Below are 22762 nucleotides of genomic sequence, written 5' to 3'. Positions count from 1 at the left end.
AGGGCGCGGCCCGACTCCCCGGCCCTCGCGGCACCCCGTTCGGGAAAACAGATCCCCCTGCCGAGGGGGTGGCCCGTGCGGCCCGCCCCCGCGCAATCACGGCGGCGTCCGCATAATGGGTGGAGGTATCGGCGGGCGGAAGGGGTCGTCTCGTGCCATCGGCTCGGCCGGGGGGCGAGGAGGCTCACGGCCCGTTCTGGTCCGAGCCGGGGACGCTGCTGGAACACGTGCGCGTGGCCGTCTTCGGCATCGACGACCGCGGCCTCGTCTGCTACTGGGGGCCCGGCGCGGGGGAGCTCTTCGGGCACGACGCCGCCTCCATCCTGTCCAAGCCCGCCGCTCTCCTCTTCGCCGACGAGATCGGGGGCGCGTCCGCTTCCGGTGCCCGGCTGGCGGAGAACGGCCGGACCCTGGGGTACTGGAGGGGCCAGCTGGCGGCGCGGCACCGGGACGGCACGGCCTTCGCCTGCGGCTTCCGGGTCTTCCCCGTCACCGGAGCCGGCAGCAGCCCGGTGGTGATGGGCCTGGCGAGCCGCAGTGACGAACTCGACCGGGTCAAGACCAACCTCGCCTTCCTCGACGCCCTCTTCGAGACCTGCCCCATCGGCCTCGTCATGCTCGACCCGGACCTCCGGTACGTCCACCTCAACCAGGTGCTCGCCGACATGGACGGCCTGCCGATCGAGGCGCACCTCGGGCGCCGCATGGACGAGATCATGATCATGTCCGACGGGGGGGAGTACGAGCGCATGCTCCGCGCCGTCGCCCAGGGCGGCGAACCGGTCGTCGGGGCGCTGGTCGGCATGCGCCCGCAGGGGCATCCGGACCGCGACCAGGTGCGTTCGGTGAGCTTCTTCCCCCTGAGCGAGGCGGTCGGCTCCCGCCCCGGGGTGGGCGGACTGATGGTGGACGTCACGGACCGGGAGCAGGCCATCCTGGAAGCCACCGCCAGCCGCCGGCGCCTCGCCCTGCTGGACGGGGCCTCCACGCGCATCGGGACCACCCTCGACGTGAACCAGACGGCCCAGGAGCTGGTCGACGCCTCGATGCCGGACTTCTGCGACGGCGCCGTGGTCGAAATCGTGGAATGGATGGACGAGTCCGAGGACTTCGACCCGGCCCGGCCGCTGTACACCCGCAGGATCGCCTCCGGCACGATCCTCCCCGGGCCAGCGATCGAGCTCGTCAGCGGGGTGGACAAGGTCCGGTACCCGCCCGGCTCCGTCATGCACGACATGTTGGGCACCGGACGCGCCGTCGCCGCCGTGGTGAACGAGGAGTTCCTGGCCCGGACCGTCGCCATCGAGTCGCGCGCGCGGCTCTTCGCCGAGAGCGGCGTGGTCGGCGTCCTCGTCGCCCCGCTCATCGCCCGGGGCACCGTACAGGGCATCGCCATGTTCGGCCGGTCCGCGGGCCGGCCGGCCTTCACCCAGGACGACGTCAACCTCGCCGGCGAGCTCGCCTCGCGCGCCGCGATCTGCCTCGACAACGCCCGGCTGTACTCCCGCGTCCAGGACATCGCCCTCACCCTGCAGCGGGCGCTGCTGCCCACCGCCCTGGCGAGCAGCCCGTACGTGGACGTGGCCCACCGGTACGTGCCCGGCAGCCGGATCACCGAGGTCGGCGGAGACTGGTACGACGTGATCAACCTGGCCGACGGGCGGGTCGCGCTCGTGGTGGGCGACGTGATGGGGCACGGGGTGACGGCCGCCGCCGCCATGGGCCGCCTGCGCATCACCACCCAGGCCCTGTCCCGGCACGACAGCGAGCCCGAGGACCTGCTCACCGAACTCGACGCGTGCGCCCAGGAGTCCGGCATCGAGCTCGCGACGTGCCTGTACATCGTCTACGACCCGCGCACCGGACGCGCCCGCGTCGCCAGCGCCGGCCACCCCCCGCCCCTGGTGCTCCACCCGGACGGCACGGTGCAGACCGTCGACGAGGTCCTCGGCGTACCGCTCGGCGTCGGCGGCTGCCCCTTCCGGGCGACGGACGTCGAACTGCCCAAGGACGCCGTCCTCGTCCTCTACACCGACGGCCTCATCGAAGCGCGCGGCCGGGACATCGAGGCCGGACTCGACGCGCTGCGCACCGAACTGGCTTCAGCGCAGGGCTCGTTGGAGGACATGGCGGACCGCACCCTGGCCGGCCTGCTGTCCGCTCCGCCGACCGACGACACCGTCCTCGTCCTCGCCCGGGTCCACCGCACGCCGTGAACCCGCCCTGCGATCACGGGGCGGCAGGAGCGGCCCGCGCCGCAGCGGGGCAGGTGATCGCGGTCGGTCCCCGTCGCTACTGGAGCTCGGACAGGTCGACCGAGTCGGCGGGGGCGGGGGGCTCGGCCCGGACGGGCTCGTCGAAGGCGGAGAAGGTGGCCTCCACCCGCTCGCCGGACTCGTCGGTGCCCTGGATGCGCAGGAGGTACGGCTCGTCCTCGGTGGAGACCTGGTAAGTGCCCGTCCGCTCGCCCTGCCGGCTGTTGACGGTGATGGCCGGACGGCCGCCGACGGTGGTGCGCGCACCCTTGTCGAGCTGTTCGTTCGCCGGTTTCGAGGTGAACTCCTTCTTGTAGAAGTCGAGGTCGCAGAATTCGGCGAAGTCGCTCAGCATCGGGCTGCTCGTGGTGCCGTGCACGTAGCGGCCGTTGATGAGCGCGATCGCGTCGTCGGCCGCACCACCCGGCACTTGGGCCCGCAGCAGCTTGTCGTCCAGCTTCATCCACACGTCGTCGCCGCGTTTGACGACGTCGACCGTGCCGGAATCGCCGGGAGGGGAGACGGTGCCGACGCAGTTGCCCCGCGCGTCGAACCGCAGGTCCAGCGCGGTGGTGCCCGAAGCGTCGGTCACCTTGGCCGCCATGCGCATGGACGTGAGCCCCGACATGGCCTCGCGGGCGGCCGCGGCGATGGCCGGGGCGCTCTTGTCGGCGATTCCGTTGTCATCGGCCCGCGCGGCGCCCGCGCCGGGGCCCGCGAACATCAACAGAGTGACGGTTCCGGCGGCCGCGCAGCGGGCCGCGGATGCCCGGGGTACAGACATCGGGCATCACCTCCCTCTCGCAGCGTAGGTCCGTGCGGCGGCCGCCGCAGTCCGGGGGGATCCCGCCCTCTCGTGCCGCCCGCGCGATTGCTGCACAGTGGGCGTCCGCACACCACACGACCCAGGGAGTTCCGCCGTGGCCACGACCTCCGAGACAACGGGGACGCCGCCCGCCGAACCGGCTGCCGTCCGGATCGAAAGCGACGGCCCGGTCCGCACGGTGATCCTCAGCCGCCCCGGCGTCCGCAACGCGGTGGACGGGCCGACGGCGGCCCGACTCGCCGATGCCTTCCGTGCGTTCGAGGAGGACGAGGAGGCGTCCGTGGCCGTGCTGTGGGGCGAGGGCGGTACGTTCTGCGCGGGCGCGGACCTCAAGGCCGTCGGCACCGACCGCGGCAACCGGGTCCGGGCCGAGGGCGACGGGCCGATGGGCCCCACGCGGATGCGCCTGACCAAACCCGTGATCGCCGCGATCAGCGGTCACGCGGTGGCGGGCGGGCTCGAACTGGCCCTGTGGTGCGACCTGCGGGTGGCCGAGGACGACGCCACCTTCGGCGTGTTCTGCCGCCGCTGGGGCGTGCCGCTGATCGACGGCGGCACGGTGCGGCTGCCGCGCCTGATCGGCGAGAGCCGCGCGATGGACCTGATCCTCACCGGCCGCCCCGTGACCGCCGCCGAGGCGTACGGGATCGGCCTCGTCAACCGCCTCGTACCGCTCGGGGAAGCCCGCCGGGCGGCGGAGCGGCTGGCCCACGAGATCGCCGGGTTCCCGCAGACGTGCCTGCGGCACGACCGGCTCTCCGTACGGGAACAGCACGGGCTATCCGAGGCGGAGGCCCTGGCCGCCGAGTACCGGCACGGCCTCGTTCCGCTCGCCGCGGGGGAGACGCAGGCGGGGGCCGACCGGTTCGCGGGCGGCGCCGGGCGGCACGGCTCCTTCACCGGCTGAGAGGCAGAGGCCCGGCCCCGGCCGGTGTCCCGGGGGCATCATGGCGGTGTGAACGGGTTCCCGACCACCGGTGGCGGGGCCGGTGCCGGTGCCCCCGGATTCCTCGGGGTGGCTCCGACGCCCCGGACCGCCGTCGCGTGGCTTCCGCCGGCCGGGCTGTGGCCCGCCATCCAGAGCATCCGGGCCGAGCACGACCCCCAGATCCGCCGCTGGCCCCCGCACGTCAACCTGATCTTCGGCTTCGTCCCCGAGGAGGATTTCGCCGCGGCGGCCCCGCTGCTGGCCGCCGCGGCCGGCGGGATCCGGCCGTTCCCCGTCCGCCTGAGCGGAGTGCGCGCCTTCCGGCACCGCGGCTACGCCACCGTGTGGCTGGACCCCGCCGCGGCCGGTCCGGCCCCCTGGACGGCGCTCTGGCAGGCGCTGGTGGAGCCCTTCCCCGCATGCCGGGGCCGGTTCCCCTCCTTCACGCCGCACCTGTCACTGGGGCGAACCCACGACCCGCGGCGGCTGGCCGCGGAGTGCGCGGCCCGCCTGGGCGGCGCGTCGGCGCGGGTCGACGAGATCGTGCTGCTCGCCCGCAGGGGCGAGGAGCCCATGCGGCCCCGCGCCACGATCCGCCTGGGCACGGGCGGACTCCACTGGCACGGCGATCAGCCCTTCGCGGCGTGACCCCGGTCGTGCGGCTCGCCGTGCTGCCCGCCCCGCTCCTCGCCCGCGACGAGGAGTTCCCCCACCGCCTCGCTGAGGACGGCGCGGGCCGGGGCGGGCATGCCCGGGTCGGTCACGAACCAGTCGGCCCGGTCCAGCGCGGCGAAACCGCTGAGCCCGACCACCCCCCACTTGCTGTGGTCGGCCACGACGGCGATCCGGCGGGCCGAGGCGACCAGGGCCCGGTTGGTCTGGGCCTCCGTGAGGTTGGGCGTGGTCAGCCCCGCCTCCTCGGTCACCCCGTGGGCGCCGAGGATCAGCAGGTCCACGTGGAGGGAGCCGATCACCAGGTCGGCGAGGGGGCCGACCAGCGCCGCCGAGGGGGTGGGAGAGCCGCCGGTGAGCAGCAGGGCGGGGGCCGTGCCCGCGCCGTCGCGGTCGGCGGCCCGCACCAGATCGGCCACCGGGAGGGAGTTGGTGACGATCGTGAGCCGCGGGACGTCGAGCAGCCGAGCGGCGACCGCGTACGTCGTGGTGCCGCCCGAGAGGGCGACCACGCTGCCCGGTTCCACCAGGGTCGCTGCCGTGTCCGCGATGGCGTCCTTGGCGGCCGCCTCCCGACCGGACTTGGCGTCGAAGCCGGGCTCGTGCCCGCTGGTCCCGGCGGTGGCGACGGCCCCGCCGTGGACCTTCTCCACGGCGCCGCGCCGGGCCAGGGCGTCCAGGTCCCGGCGGATCGTCATGTCCGAGACGCCGAGCCGTCCGACCAGGTCCGCCACCCGTACCGAGCCGTCGCGCCGGACGGCGTCGAGGATGAACGCGCGTCGCTGGTGGGCCAGCTGCGCAGCCTGCTGTTCGGCCACGAGGTCACTCCCGGGCTCTGCGGAATCCACTCAGAAAGCAACAACATAGCACGGGCTCAACTGTTGATTTGTTTTGGAAACTGTTTAGTCTTGGTGGGTGAAGAAGACCCTCACGAAACTCGCGGACGGCCGCGAACTGATCTACTTCGACCACGACGAGGGCGCCGTGCGCGACGCCCCCGACCGTCGCCCGCTGGAGGGCGTGCGCAGTCTCCCGGAGCTGCGCCGGGACGAGGCGACCGGTGACTGGATCACGATCGCCTCCCACCGGCAGGGCCGCACCTACCATCCGCCGGCCGGGGAGTGCCCGCTCTGCCCCTCCAGGGACGGCCGGCTCGGCGAGATCCCCGCCGCCGACTACGAAGTGGCCGTCTTCGAGAACCGCTTCCCCTCCCTCGCGGGCGAGGCGGGACGCTGCGAGGTCGTGTGCTTCACCCCCGAGCACGAGGCCGGATTCGCCGATCTCACCCCGGCCGCCGCCCGCCTGGTCCTGGACGCCTGGACCGACCGCACCGCCGCACTCTCCGCCCTCCCGGGCGTCGAGCAGGTGTACTGCTTCGAGAACCGGGGCGTCGAGATCGGGGTGACGCTCTCCCACCCGCACGGCCAGATCTACGCCTTCCCCTTCGTCACGCCGCGCACCGCCAAGATGACCGCCGCCGCGGCCGCCCACCGCGCCGCCACCGGACGCAACCTCTTCGAGGACCTGCTCACGGGCGCCCGCGCCGCCACCGAGCGGGTGGTGACCGCCGGGGAGCACTGGACCGCCTTCGTGCCGTACGCCGCCCGCTGGCCGTACGAGGTGCACCTCCACCCGCACCGCCGCGTCCCCGACCTGACCTGCCTCACCGAGGCCGAGCGGGCCGAGTTCCCGGGCATCTACCTGGACCTGCTGCGCCGCTTCGACCGGCTGTTCCCCGTACCCGGGCAGCCGGAGGGGGCGCCGCCCACACCGTACGTCTCCGCCTGGCACCAGGCACCGCGCACCGGGGGCGGGGAACTGGCCCTGCACCTGGAGCTGTTCACCATCCGCAGGTCTCCCGACAAGCTCAAGTTCCTCGCCGGAACGGAGTCCGGAACGGAAGCCTTCGTCAACGACGTGGCCCCCGAGGACGCCGCGCGGCGACTTCGGGAGGCCCTGGCGTGAACGGGACCGTGCAGCGGGACGACGACAGCGCGGCCGAGCGGGTCGCGGACGCCTTCCGGGAGCTCTACGGCGGCTCCCCGGACGGGGTCTGGGCGGCGCCGGGCCGGGTCAACCTGATCGGCGAACACACCGACTACAACGACGGTTTCGCCCTCCCGATGGCCCTCCCGCAGACCACCCTGCTCGCCGCCCGTGCCCGCACCGACGGACGGCTGCGGCTGCACAGCGCGCAGGGCGACGGCCGGATCACCGACCTGGCCGTGGCCGCCCTGGCCCCCGGTGCGGTGAAGGGCTGGACCGGCTACCCGGCCGGTGTGGTCTGGGCCCTCGCCGAGGCGGGACACCCGGTCGGGGGCGCCGACCTCCACTTCGACAGCACGGTGCCCACCGGCGCCGGACTCTCCTCCTCCGCCGCGCTGGAGTGCGCGGTCGCCGTCGCGTACGACGAGCTGTACGGACTGGGGCTGCCCGGACCCGCACTGGCCCGGATCGCCCAGCGCGCGGAGAACGGCTTCGCCGGAGTCCCCTGCGGGATCATGGACCAGATGGCCTCCGTCTGCTGTACCGCCGAGGCCGCCCTCCACCTCGACGCCCGCACCCCGGAGAGCCACGCTCAGGTGCCCTTCGACCTGCGCGGGCAAGGGCTGCGGCTCCTGGTCGTCGACACCCGCGTCACCCACGACCTCGGGGACGGGGCGTACGCCGCCCTGCGCGCCGGCTGTGAACGCGCGGCCGCGCTGCTGGGCCTGCCCGCCCTGCGCGACCTGCCCACCGGGGAACTCGCGCGGGCCCTGGCGGCCCTGCCGACGGAACTCGCCCCGCTGGTCCGCCACGTGGTGACCGAGAACGCCCGGGTCACCGAAGCCGTCTCCCGGCTGCGGGAGGGCAACGCCGCGGCGCTCGGCCCGATCCTCACCGAGGGCCACGCCTCCCTCCGCGACGACTACCGCGTCTCCTGCGCGGAGACCGACCTCGCCGTGAGCGCCGCGCTCGGCGCCGGGGCCCTCGGTGCCCGCATGACCGGAGGCGGCTTCGGAGGCTCCGTCATCGCCCTCGTGGCGGACGGGCGGGAGGGCGTGGTGGCCGAGTCGGTCACCACCGCCTTCGGGTCCGCCGGCCACCGCCTCCCGCGCATCCTGGAGGTCACCCCGGCGGCGGGCGCCCGCCGCCTCGCACCGCCCGACGGGACGCGGTAGCGCGGGGCCGCGGCCGGGCCGGGGCCGCCGGCGCGGGACGCGGGTCCCCGGCCGGCGGCTCCTCACCCCTGCGGCGCGTCCGTCCGGCGCAGGTACGGCAGCCGGGCCAGGGGCGCGTCGATCCGGACCGTGGCCGGGCCCGCGTAGGACCGGCCGTCGTCGGCCAGCCACCTGCCCGGCGGGATCACGACCTCGCGCCCGACCGCGCCCCTGGTCACCACCGGAGCCACCAGCAGGCCGTCGCCCAGCATGAACTGGTCGGTGACCGCCGCGTATCCCCGGTGCGGGAAGGCCCATTCGAGGGGGCGCTGGATCGGCTCGCCCGTGGCCGCGGCGTGCTCCGCGAGCGCGAGCAGCTCCGGGGCGAACACGGTGTGGAGGCGGGCGGCCGCGCGGACGATCGCGAGGCCCTCGGGGGAGAGCACGCGCCACGGCGCCGTGGAGAACTGCATCATCGGGGACAGGGCGGCGATCTGGGCGTAGCGGACGAACAGCTCCTCGTCGAAACCCTCGCCGTCCTCACCCGGGACGAAGCGGAACTCGCCGCCGCCGATCATGTCGGGGCACGTGAAGGCGTGGCCGGTCAGAGCCTGTGCCAGGGCGTTCGGGATCAGGCTCGCCAGCCCGAAGCGTCCTTCCCACAGGTGGTGCTTGTCCTGCTGGCGCTGCGCGAGCGGCAGGCCCGCCGCGCGCCACGCGTCCCGGAACTCGTTGAGCGGCCAGTCGGCCCCGAACCGGTTCCACGCGTGCGTGTAGGCCTCCGGGTCCGCGCACCCGAGCGAGCGCCACCAGGGCGCGTCGCCGCCGTCGAACTTGAACCCGTCGACGCCGATGTCGGCGCGCAGGGCTTCGAGGCGGCCGGTGAGCCATGCCCGGGCGCGCTGATCGAGCAGGTCGAGGCCGGCGCTCCAGCCGTTCCACCACCAGGCGACCGCGGCCCGTCCGTCCGCGCCGGTTCCGCGGTCGCGCACCAGCAGACCCAGGCCGCCGAGCTGCCGCGCGGTGGGGGAGTCCGGGGTCACGTACGGGACGAGCCACAGCATCACCTTGAAGCCGAGCCGGTGGAGTTCGGCGACCATGCCCGCCGGATCGGGGAAGCGGCCGGGATGGAAGGTCCAGTCCCCGTAGTCGTTGCTCCACCGGTCGTCGATCATCAGCACGCCGGGCGGGAAGCCCTCCGCGAGCAGGCGCTGCGCGTACGCCAGCACCTTCTCCTGGGTCGGCTCGAAGACCGTCTCGATCCACAGGTTGTACTGCGGTGCGCAGAACAGGACCGGGTCCGGCATCGTGCCGGACGGGGGGTAGTGGCGGGCGAGCGCGTGACGGTAGGCCCCGCGCAGATCACCGTGCCCCTCGCCGTGCTCGACGACCGCGTCCGCTTCGTGCGTCCGCACGGTCAGCCGGCCGTCGCGGACCGTGAAGACGAAGGCGCGCTCGCTGTGCACCCAGCGGCCGCGGTCGGAGAGCAGGAGCGGCATGCCCTGGTTGGCCAGCACGTCACGCAGGTCGAAGGCGTAGCCGTCGGGGTAGGGCATGTGCCGCCCTTCGGCGACCGCCCCTCCCCACCAGTGTTCCCCGTCGAGGAGGGGGAGTTCGAGTGTCGTCATGCCCGTGGGGTTCCTCCGGTGGAAGGGGCGGTGCCCGGCGCTACTTGACGGTGAAGCCCTGCTCCTTGCCGTACGCCTTCACCCGGTCCTGCCAGGTGGCCAGCGCACCGGGCAGGTTCCCGCCGGGCTGCAGGGCCTGGCCGACGGAGTCCTTGAAGACGCTGTTCGCGTAGACCTGGAACGGCAGGTACTGCCAACCGGGACGCACGGCCTTCGACATGTCGGCGAAGACCTCGTTCGGCCTGCCCCCGGGGAAGAACGGCACCGCGGCGCCGCGGAAGCCGGGGTCGTCGAGCAGCACCCTGGTCGCGGGGAACAGACCGACCTCGGAGTTGAGCGACCTGACGGCTTCCGGGTCGGAGCCCAGCCACTGGGCGAAGGCGACGGAGGCCTCCTTGTTCCTCGCCTGGGTGGTGACGGCGACCGACGAGCCGCCGTTCTCCGCGCTGACACCGCCCGGCATGGGAGCGACCGACCACTGGCCGGCGCTCTGCGGGATGTTCTGCTCCAGAACCGCCGGCGCCCAGGCTCCGGCCAGCCAGGTCGCGTACCTTCCGGAGGCCATCGACTTCCACCACTCCTCGTTCCAGCTCGCGGTGGAGTCGACCAGCCTGTCCTCGATCAGCGGGCCCCAGGTGCCGGCGTAGGCCTTGGCCCCGGTGTCGTTCGCGAGGTCGACGGTGACGTCGGTGGCGCCGTCGACGGCGTACGGTCTGCCGCCGGACTGCCAGATCAGGCTGTTGGACGTGCCCGCGTCGCCGGGATCGACGTAGGTGATCCGGACGTTCGGATCGGCGTCGTGGATCTTCCGGGCCAGCGCGCCGTACTCCTCCCACGTGCTCGGCGGGGTCGCGCCGAACCTGTCGAGGACGTCCTTGCGGTAGAACATCGCCATCGGACCGGTGTCCTGCGGTATGCCGTAGATCCCGCCGGCGACGCTGACCTGGGACCAGGCCGAGCCGGCGAACTCGTCCTCCAGCCCGGCGGCGCCGTAGTCGGCGAGGTCGACCAGCGACTTGGTCATCGCGAACTGGGGGAGCGCGAAGTACTCGACCTGCACGACGTCGGGCGCGCCCGTGCCCGCCTTCAGGACGGTGGTCAGCTTCGTGTACTCGTCCTTGGACCGGCCCGCGTTGACCACGTTGACCTTGATCTTCGGGTACTTCTTCTCGAACAGCGCGACCGTCTTGTCGACGTTCGGGACCCACGTCCAGAAGGTGATCTCGGCGGGCTTGTCCAGGGCGGCCCGCACGGCCGCGGGATCGGCCTTCCGGCCGCCGTCGGAGGTGCCCGAGCCGCCGCCGCACCCGGTGAGGGAGAGCGAGAGGGCCGCGAGGGCGGCCGCGGTGAGGGTGCGGGTGAGGGCCGACGGCCGAGGGGATCTGCGCATGTCGAATCCTTTCGCTGAGGGGTGGGCGGTGGGTTACTGCTTGACGCCGCCGGCGGCCAGTCCCGACTGCCAGAACCGCTGGAGGAAGAGGAACGCGACGATCAGCGGGACGACCGCCAGCAGGCTTCCGGTGATCACCAGCGGGAGGAGCGGCGTGAGGCCGGCGCCGGCGCCGCCCTGTGCGAGCGAGTCCCACTGGCGCAGCCCCACCGTGAGGGGGAACAGCTGCGGGTCGTTGAGCACGATCAGCGGCAGGAAGTAGTTGTTCCAGGTGGCGACGAGGGTGAACAGCAGCACGGTGACGAAGCCGGGAGCCAGCAGGCGCAGCGCGATGGTGAGGAAGATGCGCAGCTCACCGGCGCCGTCGAGGCGTGCGGCCTCCAGCATCGCGCCGGGCACGGCCTCGGTGGCGTACACCCGCATCAGGTACAGCCCGAAGGGACTGGCGAGGGACGGCAACAGGACCGCCCACGGCGTGTTCACGATGCCGATGTCGCTGAAGAGCAGGTAGGTGGGCACGGCGAGAGCGGACGCGGGGATCGAGATCGCGCCGATAACGACGGCGGACAGCACCCGGCGGCCCACGAACTCGTAGGTGGCGAGGGCGTACCCGCCCAGCGTCGCGATGATCGAGGCCCCGCCCGCCCCGACCACCGAGTAGAGCAGGGTGTTGCCGAACCAGCGCAGGTAGATGCCGCCGTCGTAGGTGAAGACGTCCCGGACGTTCTCGAACAGGTGGAAGCCGTCCCCGAACCACAGGCCGGGCGAGTCCAAGAGGGTCTGGTGGGACTTCGTCGCGCTGATCGCGAGCCAGAGCAGGGGGAGCAGCGTGTACGCGAGCATCAGCCCCATGGCCACGGTCAGGGCCGTGGACGGCCGGCCCGGACGGCGGGCGGCGGTCACAGCAGGCTCTCCCGTCGGGCGGTCGTGCGCTGGACCCCGTACGCGACGAGCACGGTCACCAGGCCGAGCAACACGGCCACGGCCGCCGAATAGTTGAACTGGCGTCCGTCGAAGGCGAGGCTGTACGCGTACATGTTGGGGGTGTAGTTCGTGGAGACGGCGGCGGGCGCCAGGGACTGGAGCACGCTCGGCTCGTTGAAGAGCTGGAAGCTGCCGATCACCGAGAAGGTCGTGGCCAGCAGCAGCGCCGGGCGCAGGGCGGGCAGCTTGATGCTGAACGCCTTGCGGAAGGCGCCGGCGCCGTCGACCTCGGCCGCCTCGTACAGCTCCGCGGGGACGGACAGCAGCGCGGCGTGGAAGATCAGCATGTTGTAGCCGACGTACGACCAGGTGACGATGTTGCCGATCGACGCCAGCATCCAGTTCCCGGAGAGCAAGTCGGGCACCTCGGTGTGCAGGAGCTCGCCGATCTCGCCGGCCAGGCCGAAGCGGTCGCCGTAGAGGTAGCCCCACATCAGGGCCGCGACCACGCCGGGAACGGCGTACGGGACGAAGATGCCGATCCGGAACAGCCCCGGCGCGCGCAGCCGACCGCTGTCGATCGCGAGGGCGGCCGCCAGCGCGAGGCCGAGCATGAGCGGCACCTGGATCGCGAAGAAGAGCGCGACGCGGGCGAGACCGGCGTGGAACAGGTGGTCGCCCAACGCCTTGGTGTAGTTGTCCAGCCCGGTGAACACCCGCCCGCCGATCATGCGCTCCTGATAGAGGCTCAGGTTGACCGAGTACGCGAGCGGGGCGACGACTCCGACGGCGAAGACGACGAGGAACGGCAGCAGGAACGCATGGGCGGTGAGGTTGCGCCGAACGGCGCCGCGTTTCAAGGGAAGGACCTCCGATGCGTGTTAGCGCCAACACGGCGGCGCGGTTCGGAAGTGTGTCGACAGCTCTCGGAGGGTGTCAAGCGTTTTGGCCAAGGCATCTGGCGGTTCGTCAGTTGCGTTGTGTTTCAAGGGGTTTCGAGTTCGGCGGGGCAGGTGACGGACCGCTCGCCCGTCCATGAACCGATCGCCAACCTGTTGACCGACGCGCCATGTTCGCGCAAACATGACGAGGGCCAGGAAGACGCCCCGGGCCTCACCGTGCGAGAGGAACTGCACCATGGCGAAGGATGGGCAGCGGCCACGCAGGCCCCGCTCCCCGGCCGCGGACCGACCCCGGCCGCCGTCCATGGCGGACGTCGCGGCCATGGCGGGGGTCTCGGCCCAGACCGTCTCCCGCGTGCTCAACGCGACGGCCCGTGTCGACGGAGCCACCCGTGACCGGGTCGTCCGCGCCGTTCGCATGCTCGGGTACCGCCCCAACACCGCAGCCCGGGCGCTGGCCACCGGAAGGTTCCGGATGATCGGCGTCATCAGCTTCGACCTCACGGCGCACGGGAACGCGCGCACGCTGGACTCGATCGTCGCCGCCGTGCAGTCCACCGAGTACTCGGTCAACGTGGTGGTCCCGCAGGCGCAGACCCAGGAGGCGGTGCTGGAGGCGTTCCGGAGGCTGAGCGGTCACGCGGTCGACGGGGTCATCGTGAACGAGGCGCAGATCCTCACCGGTTCCCTGATGCTCCCCTGGGGGCTGCCGGTCGTCGTCGTCGACGGCGGCGAGGACCACCGCTACCCCGGCGTCCACACCGACCACGCGGCCGGCGCGGAGATCGCCGTGACCCACCTGCTGGGGCTCGGCCACACCACGGTGTGGCACCTGGCCGGCCCCCGGGACTCCCACCCCGCGCGCCGCCGCGCCGAGGCGTGGCAGCGCGTGCTCCGGGCGGCGGGCGCCCCGGTACCCCAGGCCGTCCACGGCGACTGGAGCGCCGAGAGCGGCTACCGGGCGGGCCGGAAACTCGCCGGCCGGCCCGAGGTCACCGCGGTGTTCGCCGCCAACGACCAGATGGCGCTCGGCCTGGTCCGTGCGCTGCGCGACGCGGGGCGCTCGGTCCCGGAGGACGTGAGCGTGATCGGCTTCGACAACATCGCCGAATCCGGCTACTTCCTCCCCCCGCTGACCACCGTGGACCAGGACCTCACCCGGGTCGGCGCGGCCTGCGTGGACCGGCTCCTCAGCCAGATCGACGGCGCCGCGACGACGGACTCGTCCATCGTGTCGGTCATGCCGACCCTGGTGGAGCGGAACAGCACGGCGCCGCCACGCGCCCCGAAGCACTCGAAGGGGCAGGGAAGATGAACTCTCCGGCACACGACCGCGCCCGCACGCTCCGCACGCTCCGCACGCTCCGCACGCGGACCCGCGGGCTCGGATTCGGCGGCGACTACAACCCCGAGCAGTGGGACGAGGCCACCCGGGCCGAGGACCTGCGCCTGATGAACGAGGCGGGCGTCAACCTCGTCAACCTCGCCATCTTCGCCTGGGCCCGCGTCGAACCCTCCCGCGACGCCTACGACTTCCGCTTCTTCGACACCGTCATGGACGACCTGGCCGCCCACGGCATCACCGCCGACCTGGCCACCATGACCGCCTCGCCACCCCCGTGGCTCGCCGTCGAACATCCCGAGATCCTGCCGGTGACCGCGTCCGGCGGGATCCTCTCCCCCGGGGGACGCCAGCACTTCTGCCCCTCCAGCCCGGTCTTCCGCGACCGGGCCGTCCGCCTGGTCGAGGCCGTCGCCATGCATTACCGCGACCACCCGGCGCTGGGGCTGTGGCACGTCGGCAACGAGTACGGCATCCATGTCGCCGAATGCTTCTGCGACACCTCCGCCGCCGACTTCCGACGCTGGCTCACGGCCCGGTACGGCGAGGTCGACGCGCTCAACGAGGCGTGGTCCACCGACTTCTGGTCGCAGCGCTACACCTCCTTCGACCAGATCCTCCCGCCGCGCACCGCACCCACCTACCCCAACCCCTCCCAGCAGCTCGACTTCAAGCGGTTCAGCAGCGACGCGCTGCGCACCTGCTTCACCCTGGAACGCGACGTGCTGCGCCGCGTCACCCCCGACATCCCGGTGACCACCAACTTCCTCGCCGGACACAAGGCGGTCGACGTCCACGCCTGGGCCAGCGAGATGGACGTCCTCGCCCTCGACAGCTACCCGGACCCGCACTGGGACGCGGCGCACATCGGTGCGGCGCTCTCGTACGACCTGCTGCGCGGCGCGGCCGGCGGGAAGCCGTGGCTGCTGACCGAACAGGCGCCGTCCGCCGTCAACTGGCGCAGTCGTAACGGCGGCAAGAGCCCCGGCCGGATGCGTCTGTGGAGCTGGCAGGCCGTCGCGCAGGGGGCGGACGCCGTCATGTACTTCCAGTGGCGGCAGTCCCGCGGCGGCGCGGAGAAGTTCCACTCCGGCATGGTGCCGCACGCGGGCCCCGGGACCCGCGTCCACGCGGAGGTGCGCCGGCTCGGCCGCGAGCTGGCCCTGGTGCCCGAGCTGGCCGGTACGCGCGTCCGCAACGAGGTCGCGATCCTGTTCGACTGGGAGAACTGGTGGGCGCTCGAACTCGACTCGCACCCCTCGGACGCGGTGCGCTGCCTCGACCGCGTCCTCGACCACTACGCGCCCCTGTTCGAGGCGGGCGTCGGCGTCGACGTCGTCCATCCGGCCGCCGACCTCGCGCCGTACAAGCTGCTCGTGCTGCCCAGCCACTACCTGCTGTCCGCCGGGAACGCGGCGCGGATCGGCGCGTTCGTGGCGGACGGCGGCTCCCTGCTCGCGTCCTTCTTCACCGGGGTCGTCGACGAGCACGACCGTGTGCACGCCGGCGGCTGTCCCGGTCCGCTGGGCGAGGTACTGGGCGTACGCGTCGAGGAGTTCTGGCCGGCCGCGGCGGACGAGGCGGTCCCGCTGCGTACTGCGCAGGGCGCCACCGCGGAAGGAGGCGTCCCGGCTCCCGTGCCGCCGGTGCCGCCCGCGTCGCTGTGGCGCGAGGACGTGAAGCTCACCGGCGCCCGCCCCGAACTCCTCTTCGCCGGCCCCGACTGGGACGACGACCGCCCGGCGGCCACGGTGCACCGTCACGGCCGGGGCACCGCCCGCTACGTCGCGACCCGTCCCGACCCCGGCACGATGCGGGCCGTCGTCGACCGCGCACTGGCCGACGCGGGAGTCGCCCCCGTCCTGCCCGGCCTGCCCCCCGGCGTCCAGGCGACGATCAGGCACGGCGACGACCACGACGTCCTCATCCTGCTCAACCACAGTGAGGACGAGCGGGAGGTGACGCTGCCCGCCGGGCGCCGGGACCTGCTCGACGCCCAGCGGCCCCTCGTCCGCCGCGTGACCCTCGCACCGCGCGGTGTCGCCGTCCTCGGCAGCGGCGGCTGAGCGACCCACCGCACCACCCACCGCACCGCACCCCGCCCCACCGCTCGACCACGCACGTCCCACCCCCCGCCCTCACGGAGGACACAGTGAGAAGAGCCCTACTCCCCGCGGTACTCGCCGCGGCGCTCGCGCTCGGAGCGCTCGCCGCCTCCCCGACCGTCGCGTCACCGACGACAGGGACGTCCCCGACGGCCGGGACGGTCGGGGCGGCCGCGACGCCCCCGGCCTCGACCGCGCTGTCCGACTCCTGGACCGCGCCCCTCAGCACCCGCGGCCGCTACGTCGTCGACGCCGAGGGCAACCGCTTCAAGCTCAAGTCCGCGAACTGGCACGGGGCCCAGGGATCCTGGAGCGGATCCGGCGACATCAACGACCCGGCCAGCCACCACGACGGCGAGAAGGCCGACCAGATGCCCCTCGGCCTCGACCGCGCGCCGATCGCGCGGATCCTCGCCGGATTCCACGAACTCGGCATCAACAGCATCCGACTGCCGTTCTCGAACGAGATGCTGCACGACCAGCGCCCGGTCTCCGACGCCTCCGTCGCCGCCAACCCCGGCCTGCGCGGCAAGACCCCGCTCCAGGTCTTCGACGCGGTCATCGCGGCGACCACGGCCGAGGGCTTCGCGGTGGTCCTCAACAACCACACCAACACCTCGCGCTTCTGCTGCGGTCTGGACGGCAACGAGCGCTGGAACACCAGCCAGTCCACCGCGCAGTGGGAGAACGACTGGCTCGACCTCGCCCGGCGCTACAAGGACAACAAGCGCGTCGTCGGCGCCGACCTCTACAACGAGGTCCGCCGCACCGTCACCGACGACGCCAACTGGAACTGGGGCAACGGCCACGACTGGTGGGCCGCGTCCCAGCGCCTCGGCGACCGGCTCCTCACCGAGGCCAACCCCGACCTGCTCGTGATCGTCGAAGGCATCAACTGGCAGGGCATCCCGGCCGACGGGCTGCCCCACGGGCGTCCCACGCTCGAACCGGTACGCACCCTCTCGCACACCCTCGTCGCCTCGAACAAGCTGGTGTACGCGGCGCACTTCTACGGCTACACCGGGCCGAACCACACCGGGGCGACAGGCATGGGCGAGACCCACGACCCGCGCTACCAGGAACTCTCCCGCGAGGACCTCTTCGCGACCCTGCAGCGGCAGGCGTTCTACGTCACGGCCGAACCGGGCCGCCACTTCACCGCACCGCTGTGGATCAGCGAGTTCGGCATCGGCAGCGACGAGACCAACCCGCAGGCCCGCGCCTGGTTCGGCAACCTCGTCGACCACCTGATCGCCAACGACACCGACTTCGCCTACTGGCCCCTGGTCGGATGGACCGGACACGGCACCTGGTCGATCCTCAACTTCGATGCGTCGGGCCGCCGTTCCGGCCTCCTCGACGGCGGGGACTGGCGCGCCGCGGACTGGAACCGGCTGGTCACCTCGCCGCAGAAGACCGGCCCGGTCGCCGTCTCCGACACCTGGGACATGCTCAACCTCGACCACGCCGACGCGGTCCAGTCGGCACGCGTACGCGCCCTCGGCGACTGGGACGCCGGAGCCCGCAAGGGGACCTGCCCCGACGGCCAGCGGCTCGTCGGCCTGGCCCACCGGGACGGGCGCGGACTGTGCACCGACGCCGGAGCCCCCGGCCTGGCGGCCACCGGCCCGGCGCCGACCGTCGTGACCGACGAACGCTACGTACAGCAGGGCGATTGGGCGGGCGGCTACACCAAGTACCAGTGCGGGCCGGACCAGTTCATGACCGGCTACAGCGTCCGCGGCCAGGCGGTCTCCGCGGTCCTGTGCGCCCGGGCGGGCCGGACGCTGGGGACGAACGGCCGCACCGTCTGGTTCGACCGGGGTGACAACCGGCCGGCCGCCGGTCCGGGCGGGGAGTTCGCGTACGGCAACCTCAAGGGCGAGTGCGGCACCGACGAGTACGCCGCGGGCGTCGCCTTCACCGGGGCGTGGGCCAAGGGCAGGACACCGGACGCCCTGCTGTGCCGCAAGCTGTGACACCCGTCGTCTGACGGCCCGGCAGGCCGGCGGGCCGGTCACCCGGTGTGGTTCCGGGGGTCCGGCCCGGCCGCGCCTTACGGTGGGTCCCGTGACGGACCATGCGGCGGGCGCGGTGAGCACGGAGATGGCCGCGGCCCAGCTCAAGGAACGGCTCTACGCGACGATCACCATGATCTCCGTCGTCATCGGGCTCGCCGGCAGCAGCCACGTGAGCGCCGTCGGAGCCGCGGCGACGATCGGGACCGCCTCGGTGGGCCTGTGGCTGGCCGCGCTGGTCGCGGACCAGCAGGCCCACCGCGTGACGCACGGAGCCCTCGCCCGAGGACGGGACCTGCGCGCGATGCTCTTCGTCAGCAGCCCCTTGCTGCTGTCCGCGGTGGGCCCGCTGGTTCTCGTCGGCGTCTCGGCACTCGGGGCGATGGACCTGGACACGGCCCTGCTCGTGGCGGCCGGCGTCAACGTCGCCACCCTGTTCGCGTGGGGGTGCTACGGAGGGATCCGGATGGGCGGCGGGACGGCCTTCGCCCTGCTGGCCGGCGCGATCGACGCGGCGATCGGGACAGCGGTCGCCCTGGTCAAGGCCGCCGCCGGGCACTGACGCCGGCAGGACGCCCACGACACCGACGTGCTCAGCCCGAGACGGCGTCGGCCCAGCCGCGGTTGACGGTCTCCCTCGCCTTCGCCGTCTCGCCCTCCGTCGGAAAGGTCGGCGTGCCCTCGACCGTCGGCAGCTTCTCCGCGGCCGCCTTGTCGAGGGTGCCGTCCTTCTCCATGGCGTCCATCAGGACGGGGCGCGCGTAGGCGCCGAGCCGGAGGTTCTGGCCTTCCGGGCTGAAGACCCACTCCTGCCACAGGCGTGCCGCCGCGGGGTGCGGGGCGTCCTTGTTCACCCCGTTCGCGTAGTACTCGGCGAAGCTGCCGTCGAAGGGGATGGCGGTCCGCCAGTCGACGTCCGCGCCCTTCTCGCGGAACGCGTCGGCGTATCCGAGGTTGAGGAAGTCCCAGTCGATGCTGATCGGGGTCCGGCCCGACTCGATCGTGGCCGGTGAGGACTGGACCGGGATGAAGTTGCCGCTCCTGCTGAGCTCGGCGAAGAAGTCGAGGCCGGGCTGGATGTCGGCGAAGGACCCGCCGTTCGCCAGGGCCGCCGCGTACACGCCGGCGAAGGCGGAGCCGGACTTGGTGGGGTCGCCGTTGAGGGCGACCTGGCCCTTGTACTCGGGCTTGCGCAGATCGGCGAAGGTCGAGGGGCAGGTCTTCACGCGCTTGGCGTCACAGCCGATCGACATGTAGCCGCCGTAGTTGTTGTACCAGCGGGCGTCCGGGTCCTTCTGGTCCTCGGGGATCTGGTGGAAGGGGTCGACCCGGTACGGAGCGAGCAGGCCCTGCCGGGCCGCGGACTGCGCGAACGAGCCCCCCACGTCGATCACGTCCGGGGCGCGGCCGTCGTCCCTGCCCTCCTTCAGGGCGTCGATCTCGTCCTGGCTGGTCCCGTCCGGGTTCTCCACCGTGACCTTGATCCCGTACTTCTTCTCGAAGCCGTCGATCAGCGCCCCGTAGTTGGCCCAGTCGCGCGGGAGCGCGATCGCGTTGAGGGCGCCCTCCTTCTTCGCCGCGGCCGTCAGTGCCGCCATGCCACCGGCGTCCGCGGCCGAGGTGGCCACTGCGGGCGCCACGGGTCCGGCGGCGGGCTCGTCTCCGCAAGCGCCGAGGGGCGCCGCCGCGAGGGCCAGGAAGGCGGCGACGAAGGCTGTCCGGAGACGGGATGCGGGCACAAAGGCTCCATAACGGGCGGTCGCGTACCGATCGAGCCCAGCGTACGGTCGACGGCCTCGGCCGCGCAGTCCCGAACGGTGGTGTCCGCACTCTTCCCCGCGGCGGCCCTACCGGCGGCTATCGGAACCCCTCGTCGTCCCACCCGGCCAGGAGCGCCTCGCCGAGATCCATCGCGGCCGGCGCGGCCCCCTCGTGGAGCGCCTGCTCGCTCCAGATGATCTTCCCGCGGGGGGTGTAGCGGGTGCCCCAGCGCTCGGCGAACTGCGCGACGAGGAACAGGCCGCGGCCGCCCTCGTCGGTGTCCGCGGCCCGGCGCAGGTGCGGGGAGGTGCTGGACCCGTCGGACACCTCGCAGACCAGGCAGCGGTCGTACAGCAGCCTCACCCGGATGGGCTCGGTGCCGTAGCGGACGGCGTTGGTCAGCAGCTCGCTGAGGATGAGCTCCGTGGTGAACGAGATGTCCTCCAGGCCCCACTCCGCCAGCCGGCGGGCGCAGGCGTTGCGCACCGGGGACACCGCCGCGGGGTCGGGGGAGACGTCCCACTCGGCGATCCGCTCGGGGGCCAGCCGGCGGGTGCGGGCCACCAGCAGCGCGACGTCGTCGCTGGGCCTGTTGGGCAGCATCGCCTCGATGACCGCGCCGCAGGTCTCCTCCGGGGTCCGGGCGGGCCCGGCCAGGGCGGCGCGCAGGGCCGCGAGGCCCGCGTCCGGGTCGACGTCGCGGCTCTCGATCAGCCCGTCGGTGAAGAGGGCCAGCCGGGAGCCCTCGGGCAGGGTGAGCGTGGTGGTCTCGATCGGCATGCCCGCGCCCAGGCCCAACGGCGGGGAGACCGGCACCTCGGGGAAGGACACGGTCCCGTCGGGGGTGACCAGAGCGGGTCCCGGATGCCCGGCGGTGGCCGCGGTCACCTGCCCCGAGACGGGATCGTAGATGGCGCACAGGCAGGTGGCCCCGGTGATCCCCTGCCACTCCTGCTCGTCGGTGTCGATGTGGGCGACCAGCTCGTCCAGGTGGCTCAGGAGTTCGTCCGGGGGCAGATCGAGGGTGGAGAAGTTGTACACGGCGGTGCGCAGCCGGCCCATGGTGGCGGCGGCGTGCAGACCGTGGCCGACGACGTCGCCGACCACCAGGGCCACCCGGGTGCCGGGCAGCGGGATGACGTCGAACCAGTCACCGCCCACCCCGGCCCGGGCGGCCAGATAGCGGTGCGCGACCTCGACGGCGGACTGCTCCGGCACACCCCGGGGCAGCAGGCTGCGCTGCAGGGTGACGGCCATGTTGTGCTCGCGGGTGTAGCGGCGGGCGTTGTCGATGGAGACGGCCGCCCGGGCGGTCAGCTCCTCGGCGAAGGACACGTCCTCCTCGTCGAACGGCGGGGAGTCCTGCCCTCGCCAGTACCCGGCCATCCCCAGCACCACGCCCCGGGCCCGCAGGGGTACGACGATCAGGGAGTGGATGCCGCGGTCCAGGATCTGCCGGGCGTTGGCCTGGTGCTGGGCCCGCCAGCGGTGGGTGGCGTGCAGGTCGGCCTCCAGGACCGCGCGGCCGAGGGCCAGCCCGGTGGCCATCGGCCCGGCGGGAGCGAACCGGACCAGCTCTCCGACGGGGGTGAGCGGGTGGTCGCCCCCGAGGCCGACGACGGCGGTGCGGCGCATCTCGGTGTTCGCCTCGGGCGGCTCCTCGCCGCGCAGCACCGGGTCCAGCAGGTCGACCGTGACCACGTCGGCGAACCGCGGGACCGCCACCTCCGCCAGTTCCTCGGCGGTCCGCTCCACGTTCAGCGTCGTACCGACCTGCACCCCCGCGTCGTAGAGCAGCTTCAGCCGCTCCCGGGCCACCTCGGCCCTGCCCGACAGCGCCCGCAGCTCGGTGGTGTCCCGCAGGGTGACGACGGTCCCGGCCTGCCCGTACGGGGCGGTGGGCCGGATGTTCACCGCCAGCAGCCGGTCGGCCGACATGTGCAGCTCGTCGGTCGCGGACCGGCCCGAGGCGATCGGTTCGGCGATCGCCTCCTCCAGACCCAGGTCCGTGACGGGACGCCCTTCCGCGTCCGCGGGCAGGTCCAGCAGCCGCCGCGCCTCGTCGTTCGCGAGCAGCAGCCGTCCGCCGTCGCCGACGATCAGTACGCCTTCCCGCACCGCGTGCAGCACCGCGTCGTGGTGCTCGTACATCCGCGTCATCTCGGCCGGCCCCAGGCCGTGCGTCCGGCGCAGCAGTCGACGGCTCACCAGGGCCGTGCCGCCCGCGCTCAGGGCGAGCACCGCGGCCGCGGTCCCGAGGACGACCGGCAGCTGCCGGTTCACCATGCCCTGCACGTTCTGGACGGTGACGGGGGAGGAGACGACGGCGATGACGCGGCCCTGCGGGTCCTTGACGGGGACCACCGAGACCACCGACTGCCCCAGGGAGCCCTCGAACGTCTCGGTGAACGACTTGCCGGCCGCCGCCTTGGAGAAGGGGCCGACGACGCGCCTGCCGATCTGCCGCGGATCGCTGTGGGTGAGGGTGACCCCGTCGAGGGTGTACACGTTGATGCCGTCGACCCCGGCGACCTTCCGGGCGGCCTCGGCGCTCGGCTGCAGCACCGCGCTCGGATGGTCGCTGCGCAGGGCCGCGACGATGCCCGGCGACTCCGCGAACGTTCCGGCGGCGGCGAGCGTACGGTGCCGGGCGTCCAGCATGGCGTCGCTCCGGGCCTGCACCACGAGCGCCGCCACGGCGGCGGCGACGAGGAGCACCACGACGGCCAGCTGGAGGAGGAACACCTCGCCGGCCACGCTGCGGACGCTCAGCAACGAGGACAGACGCTGTGGCCGCCGCGCCCGCCCCCTGGGGGACTGGCCGCGCTCCGGCCGGAGGTCGGTCATACTCCATCTTCTAACCTCGGCGGC

General features: G+C 73.1%; 17 protein-coding genes. 9 read left to right on the top strand and 8 right to left on the bottom strand.

Translation table 11 applies throughout. From position 1 onward, the window contains the following. Positions 1-152 precede the first annotated feature (152 nt). On the top strand, positions 153-2216 hold the full coding sequence (locus ACFYP3_RS19680) for a SpoIIE family protein phosphatase (RefSeq protein WP_388833911.1): 2064 nt from the start codon (positions 153-155) through the stop codon (positions 2214-2216). A 76-nt stretch (positions 2217-2292) separates the two neighbouring features. Here the strand turns inward: ACFYP3_RS19680 and ACFYP3_RS19675 are convergent, their stop codons facing one another. Next, on the bottom strand, positions 2293-3039 hold the full coding sequence (locus tag ACFYP3_RS19675; RefSeq protein WP_388833908.1) for a hypothetical protein: 747 nt from the start codon (positions 3037-3039) through the stop codon (positions 2293-2295). Between the two features lie 136 nt (positions 3040-3175). Between ACFYP3_RS19675 and ACFYP3_RS19670 the strand changes: the two genes are divergently transcribed. Next, positions 3176-3988 carry a crotonase/enoyl-CoA hydratase family protein gene (locus ACFYP3_RS19670; RefSeq protein WP_388833905.1) on the top strand — a complete coding sequence of 271 codons (813 nt, stop codon included), beginning with the start codon at positions 3176-3178 and terminating at the stop codon, positions 3986-3988. A gap of 48 nt (positions 3989-4036) precedes the next feature. Then, the gene (locus tag ACFYP3_RS19665; protein WP_388833902.1) at positions 4037-4657 is read left to right on the top strand and encodes a 2'-5' RNA ligase family protein; all 621 of its coding nucleotides are present in this window, start codon (positions 4037-4039) and stop codon (positions 4655-4657) included. Here the strand turns inward: ACFYP3_RS19665 and ACFYP3_RS19660 are convergent. Beyond that, positions 4639-5499 (bottom strand): DeoR/GlpR family DNA-binding transcription regulator, encoded by an 861-nt coding sequence (locus ACFYP3_RS19660; RefSeq protein WP_388833899.1) that lies wholly within the window; start codon positions 5497-5499, stop codon positions 4639-4641. The genes ACFYP3_RS19665 and ACFYP3_RS19660 overlap by 19 nt on opposite strands. Before the next feature lie 97 nt (positions 5500-5596). Here ACFYP3_RS19660 and galT point away from each other — a divergent pair, with 97 nt between their 5' ends. Together galT and galK are read left to right on the top strand one after the other, a co-directional pair. Beyond that, a complete protein-coding gene (gene galT / locus ACFYP3_RS19655) occupies positions 5597-6646 on the top strand; it encodes a galactose-1-phosphate uridylyltransferase (RefSeq protein ID WP_388833896.1) in 1050 nt (349 codons plus the stop codon). Further along, the gene (gene galK / locus ACFYP3_RS19650; protein ID WP_388833893.1) at positions 6643-7842 is read left to right on the top strand and encodes a galactokinase; all 1200 of its coding nucleotides are present in this window, start codon (positions 6643-6645) and stop codon (positions 7840-7842) included. Before galT ends, galK begins: the two co-directional genes overlap by 4 nt. A 62-nt stretch (positions 7843-7904) precedes the next feature. Here the strand turns inward: galK and ACFYP3_RS19645 are convergent, their stop codons facing one another. The 4 genes from ACFYP3_RS19645 to ACFYP3_RS19630 are packed head-to-tail and all read right to left on the bottom strand — an operon-like array spanning position 7905 to position 12623. Continuing rightward, the gene (locus ACFYP3_RS19645; RefSeq protein WP_388833890.1) at positions 7905-9449 is read right to left on the bottom strand and encodes a glycoside hydrolase family 31 protein; all 1545 of its coding nucleotides are present in this window, start codon (positions 9447-9449) and stop codon (positions 7905-7907) included. A gap of 40 nt (positions 9450-9489) precedes the next feature. Further along, positions 9490-10839 (bottom strand): ABC transporter substrate-binding protein, encoded by a 1350-nt coding sequence (locus ACFYP3_RS19640; protein ID WP_388833888.1) that lies wholly within the window; start codon positions 10837-10839, stop codon positions 9490-9492. Between the two features lie 33 nt (positions 10840-10872). Then, on the bottom strand, positions 10873-11742 hold the full coding sequence (locus ACFYP3_RS19635; protein WP_388833886.1) for a carbohydrate ABC transporter permease: 870 nt from the start codon (positions 11740-11742) through the stop codon (positions 10873-10875). Then, the gene (locus ACFYP3_RS19630) at positions 11739-12623 is read right to left on the bottom strand and encodes a carbohydrate ABC transporter permease (RefSeq protein WP_388833884.1); all 885 of its coding nucleotides are present in this window, start codon (positions 12621-12623) and stop codon (positions 11739-11741) included. Before ACFYP3_RS19630 ends, ACFYP3_RS19635 begins: the two co-directional genes overlap by 4 nt. 277 nt (positions 12624-12900) lie before the next feature. Here ACFYP3_RS19630 and ACFYP3_RS19625 point away from each other — a divergent pair, with 277 nt between their 5' ends. The 4 genes from ACFYP3_RS19625 to ACFYP3_RS19610 all read left to right on the top strand — a co-directional run bounded on the left by ACFYP3_RS19625 (position 12901) and on the right by ACFYP3_RS19610 (position 18692). Beyond that, the gene (locus ACFYP3_RS19625) at positions 12901-13980 is read left to right on the top strand and encodes a LacI family DNA-binding transcriptional regulator (RefSeq protein ID WP_388833882.1); all 1080 of its coding nucleotides are present in this window, start codon (positions 12901-12903) and stop codon (positions 13978-13980) included. Beyond that, positions 13977-16073: a beta-galactosidase gene (locus ACFYP3_RS19620; RefSeq protein WP_388833879.1), complete on the top strand. Its 2097-nt coding sequence runs from the start codon at positions 13977-13979 to the stop codon at positions 16071-16073. The genes ACFYP3_RS19625 and ACFYP3_RS19620 overlap by 4 nt, the downstream gene beginning before the upstream one ends. An 86-nt stretch (positions 16074-16159) precedes the next feature. Continuing rightward, on the top strand, positions 16160-18091 hold the full coding sequence (locus tag ACFYP3_RS19615) for a glycoside hydrolase family 5 protein (protein WP_388833876.1): 1932 nt from the start codon (positions 16160-16162) through the stop codon (positions 18089-18091). Positions 18092-18182: 91 nt separating this feature from the next. Continuing rightward, complete coding sequence (locus ACFYP3_RS19610) at positions 18183-18692, top strand: hypothetical protein (RefSeq protein ID WP_388833873.1); 510 nt, start codon at positions 18183-18185, stop codon at positions 18690-18692. A 31-nt stretch (positions 18693-18723) separates the two neighbouring features. Here the strand turns inward: ACFYP3_RS19610 and ACFYP3_RS19605 are convergent, their stop codons facing one another. Together ACFYP3_RS19605 and ACFYP3_RS19600 are read right to left on the bottom strand one after the other, a co-directional pair. Continuing rightward, positions 18724-19869 carry an ABC transporter substrate-binding protein gene (locus ACFYP3_RS19605; RefSeq protein ID WP_388833871.1) on the bottom strand — a complete coding sequence of 382 codons (1146 nt, stop codon included), beginning with the start codon at positions 19867-19869 and terminating at the stop codon, positions 18724-18726. Between the two features lie 118 nt (positions 19870-19987). Beyond that, positions 19988-22738, bottom strand: coding sequence for a SpoIIE family protein phosphatase (locus tag ACFYP3_RS19600; RefSeq protein ID WP_388833868.1), 2751 nt, complete (start codon positions 22736-22738; stop codon positions 19988-19990). Between the last annotated feature and the right edge of the window lie 24 nt (positions 22739-22762).

It is taken from the genome of Streptomyces sp. NPDC005533, assembly GCF_042871845.1.
Taxonomy (GTDB): domain Bacteria; phylum Actinomycetota; class Actinomycetes; order Streptomycetales; family Streptomycetaceae; genus Streptomyces.
The sequence above is the reverse complement of the archived record's forward strand: the minus strand, read 5'-3'. Positions and strand labels throughout refer to the sequence as shown.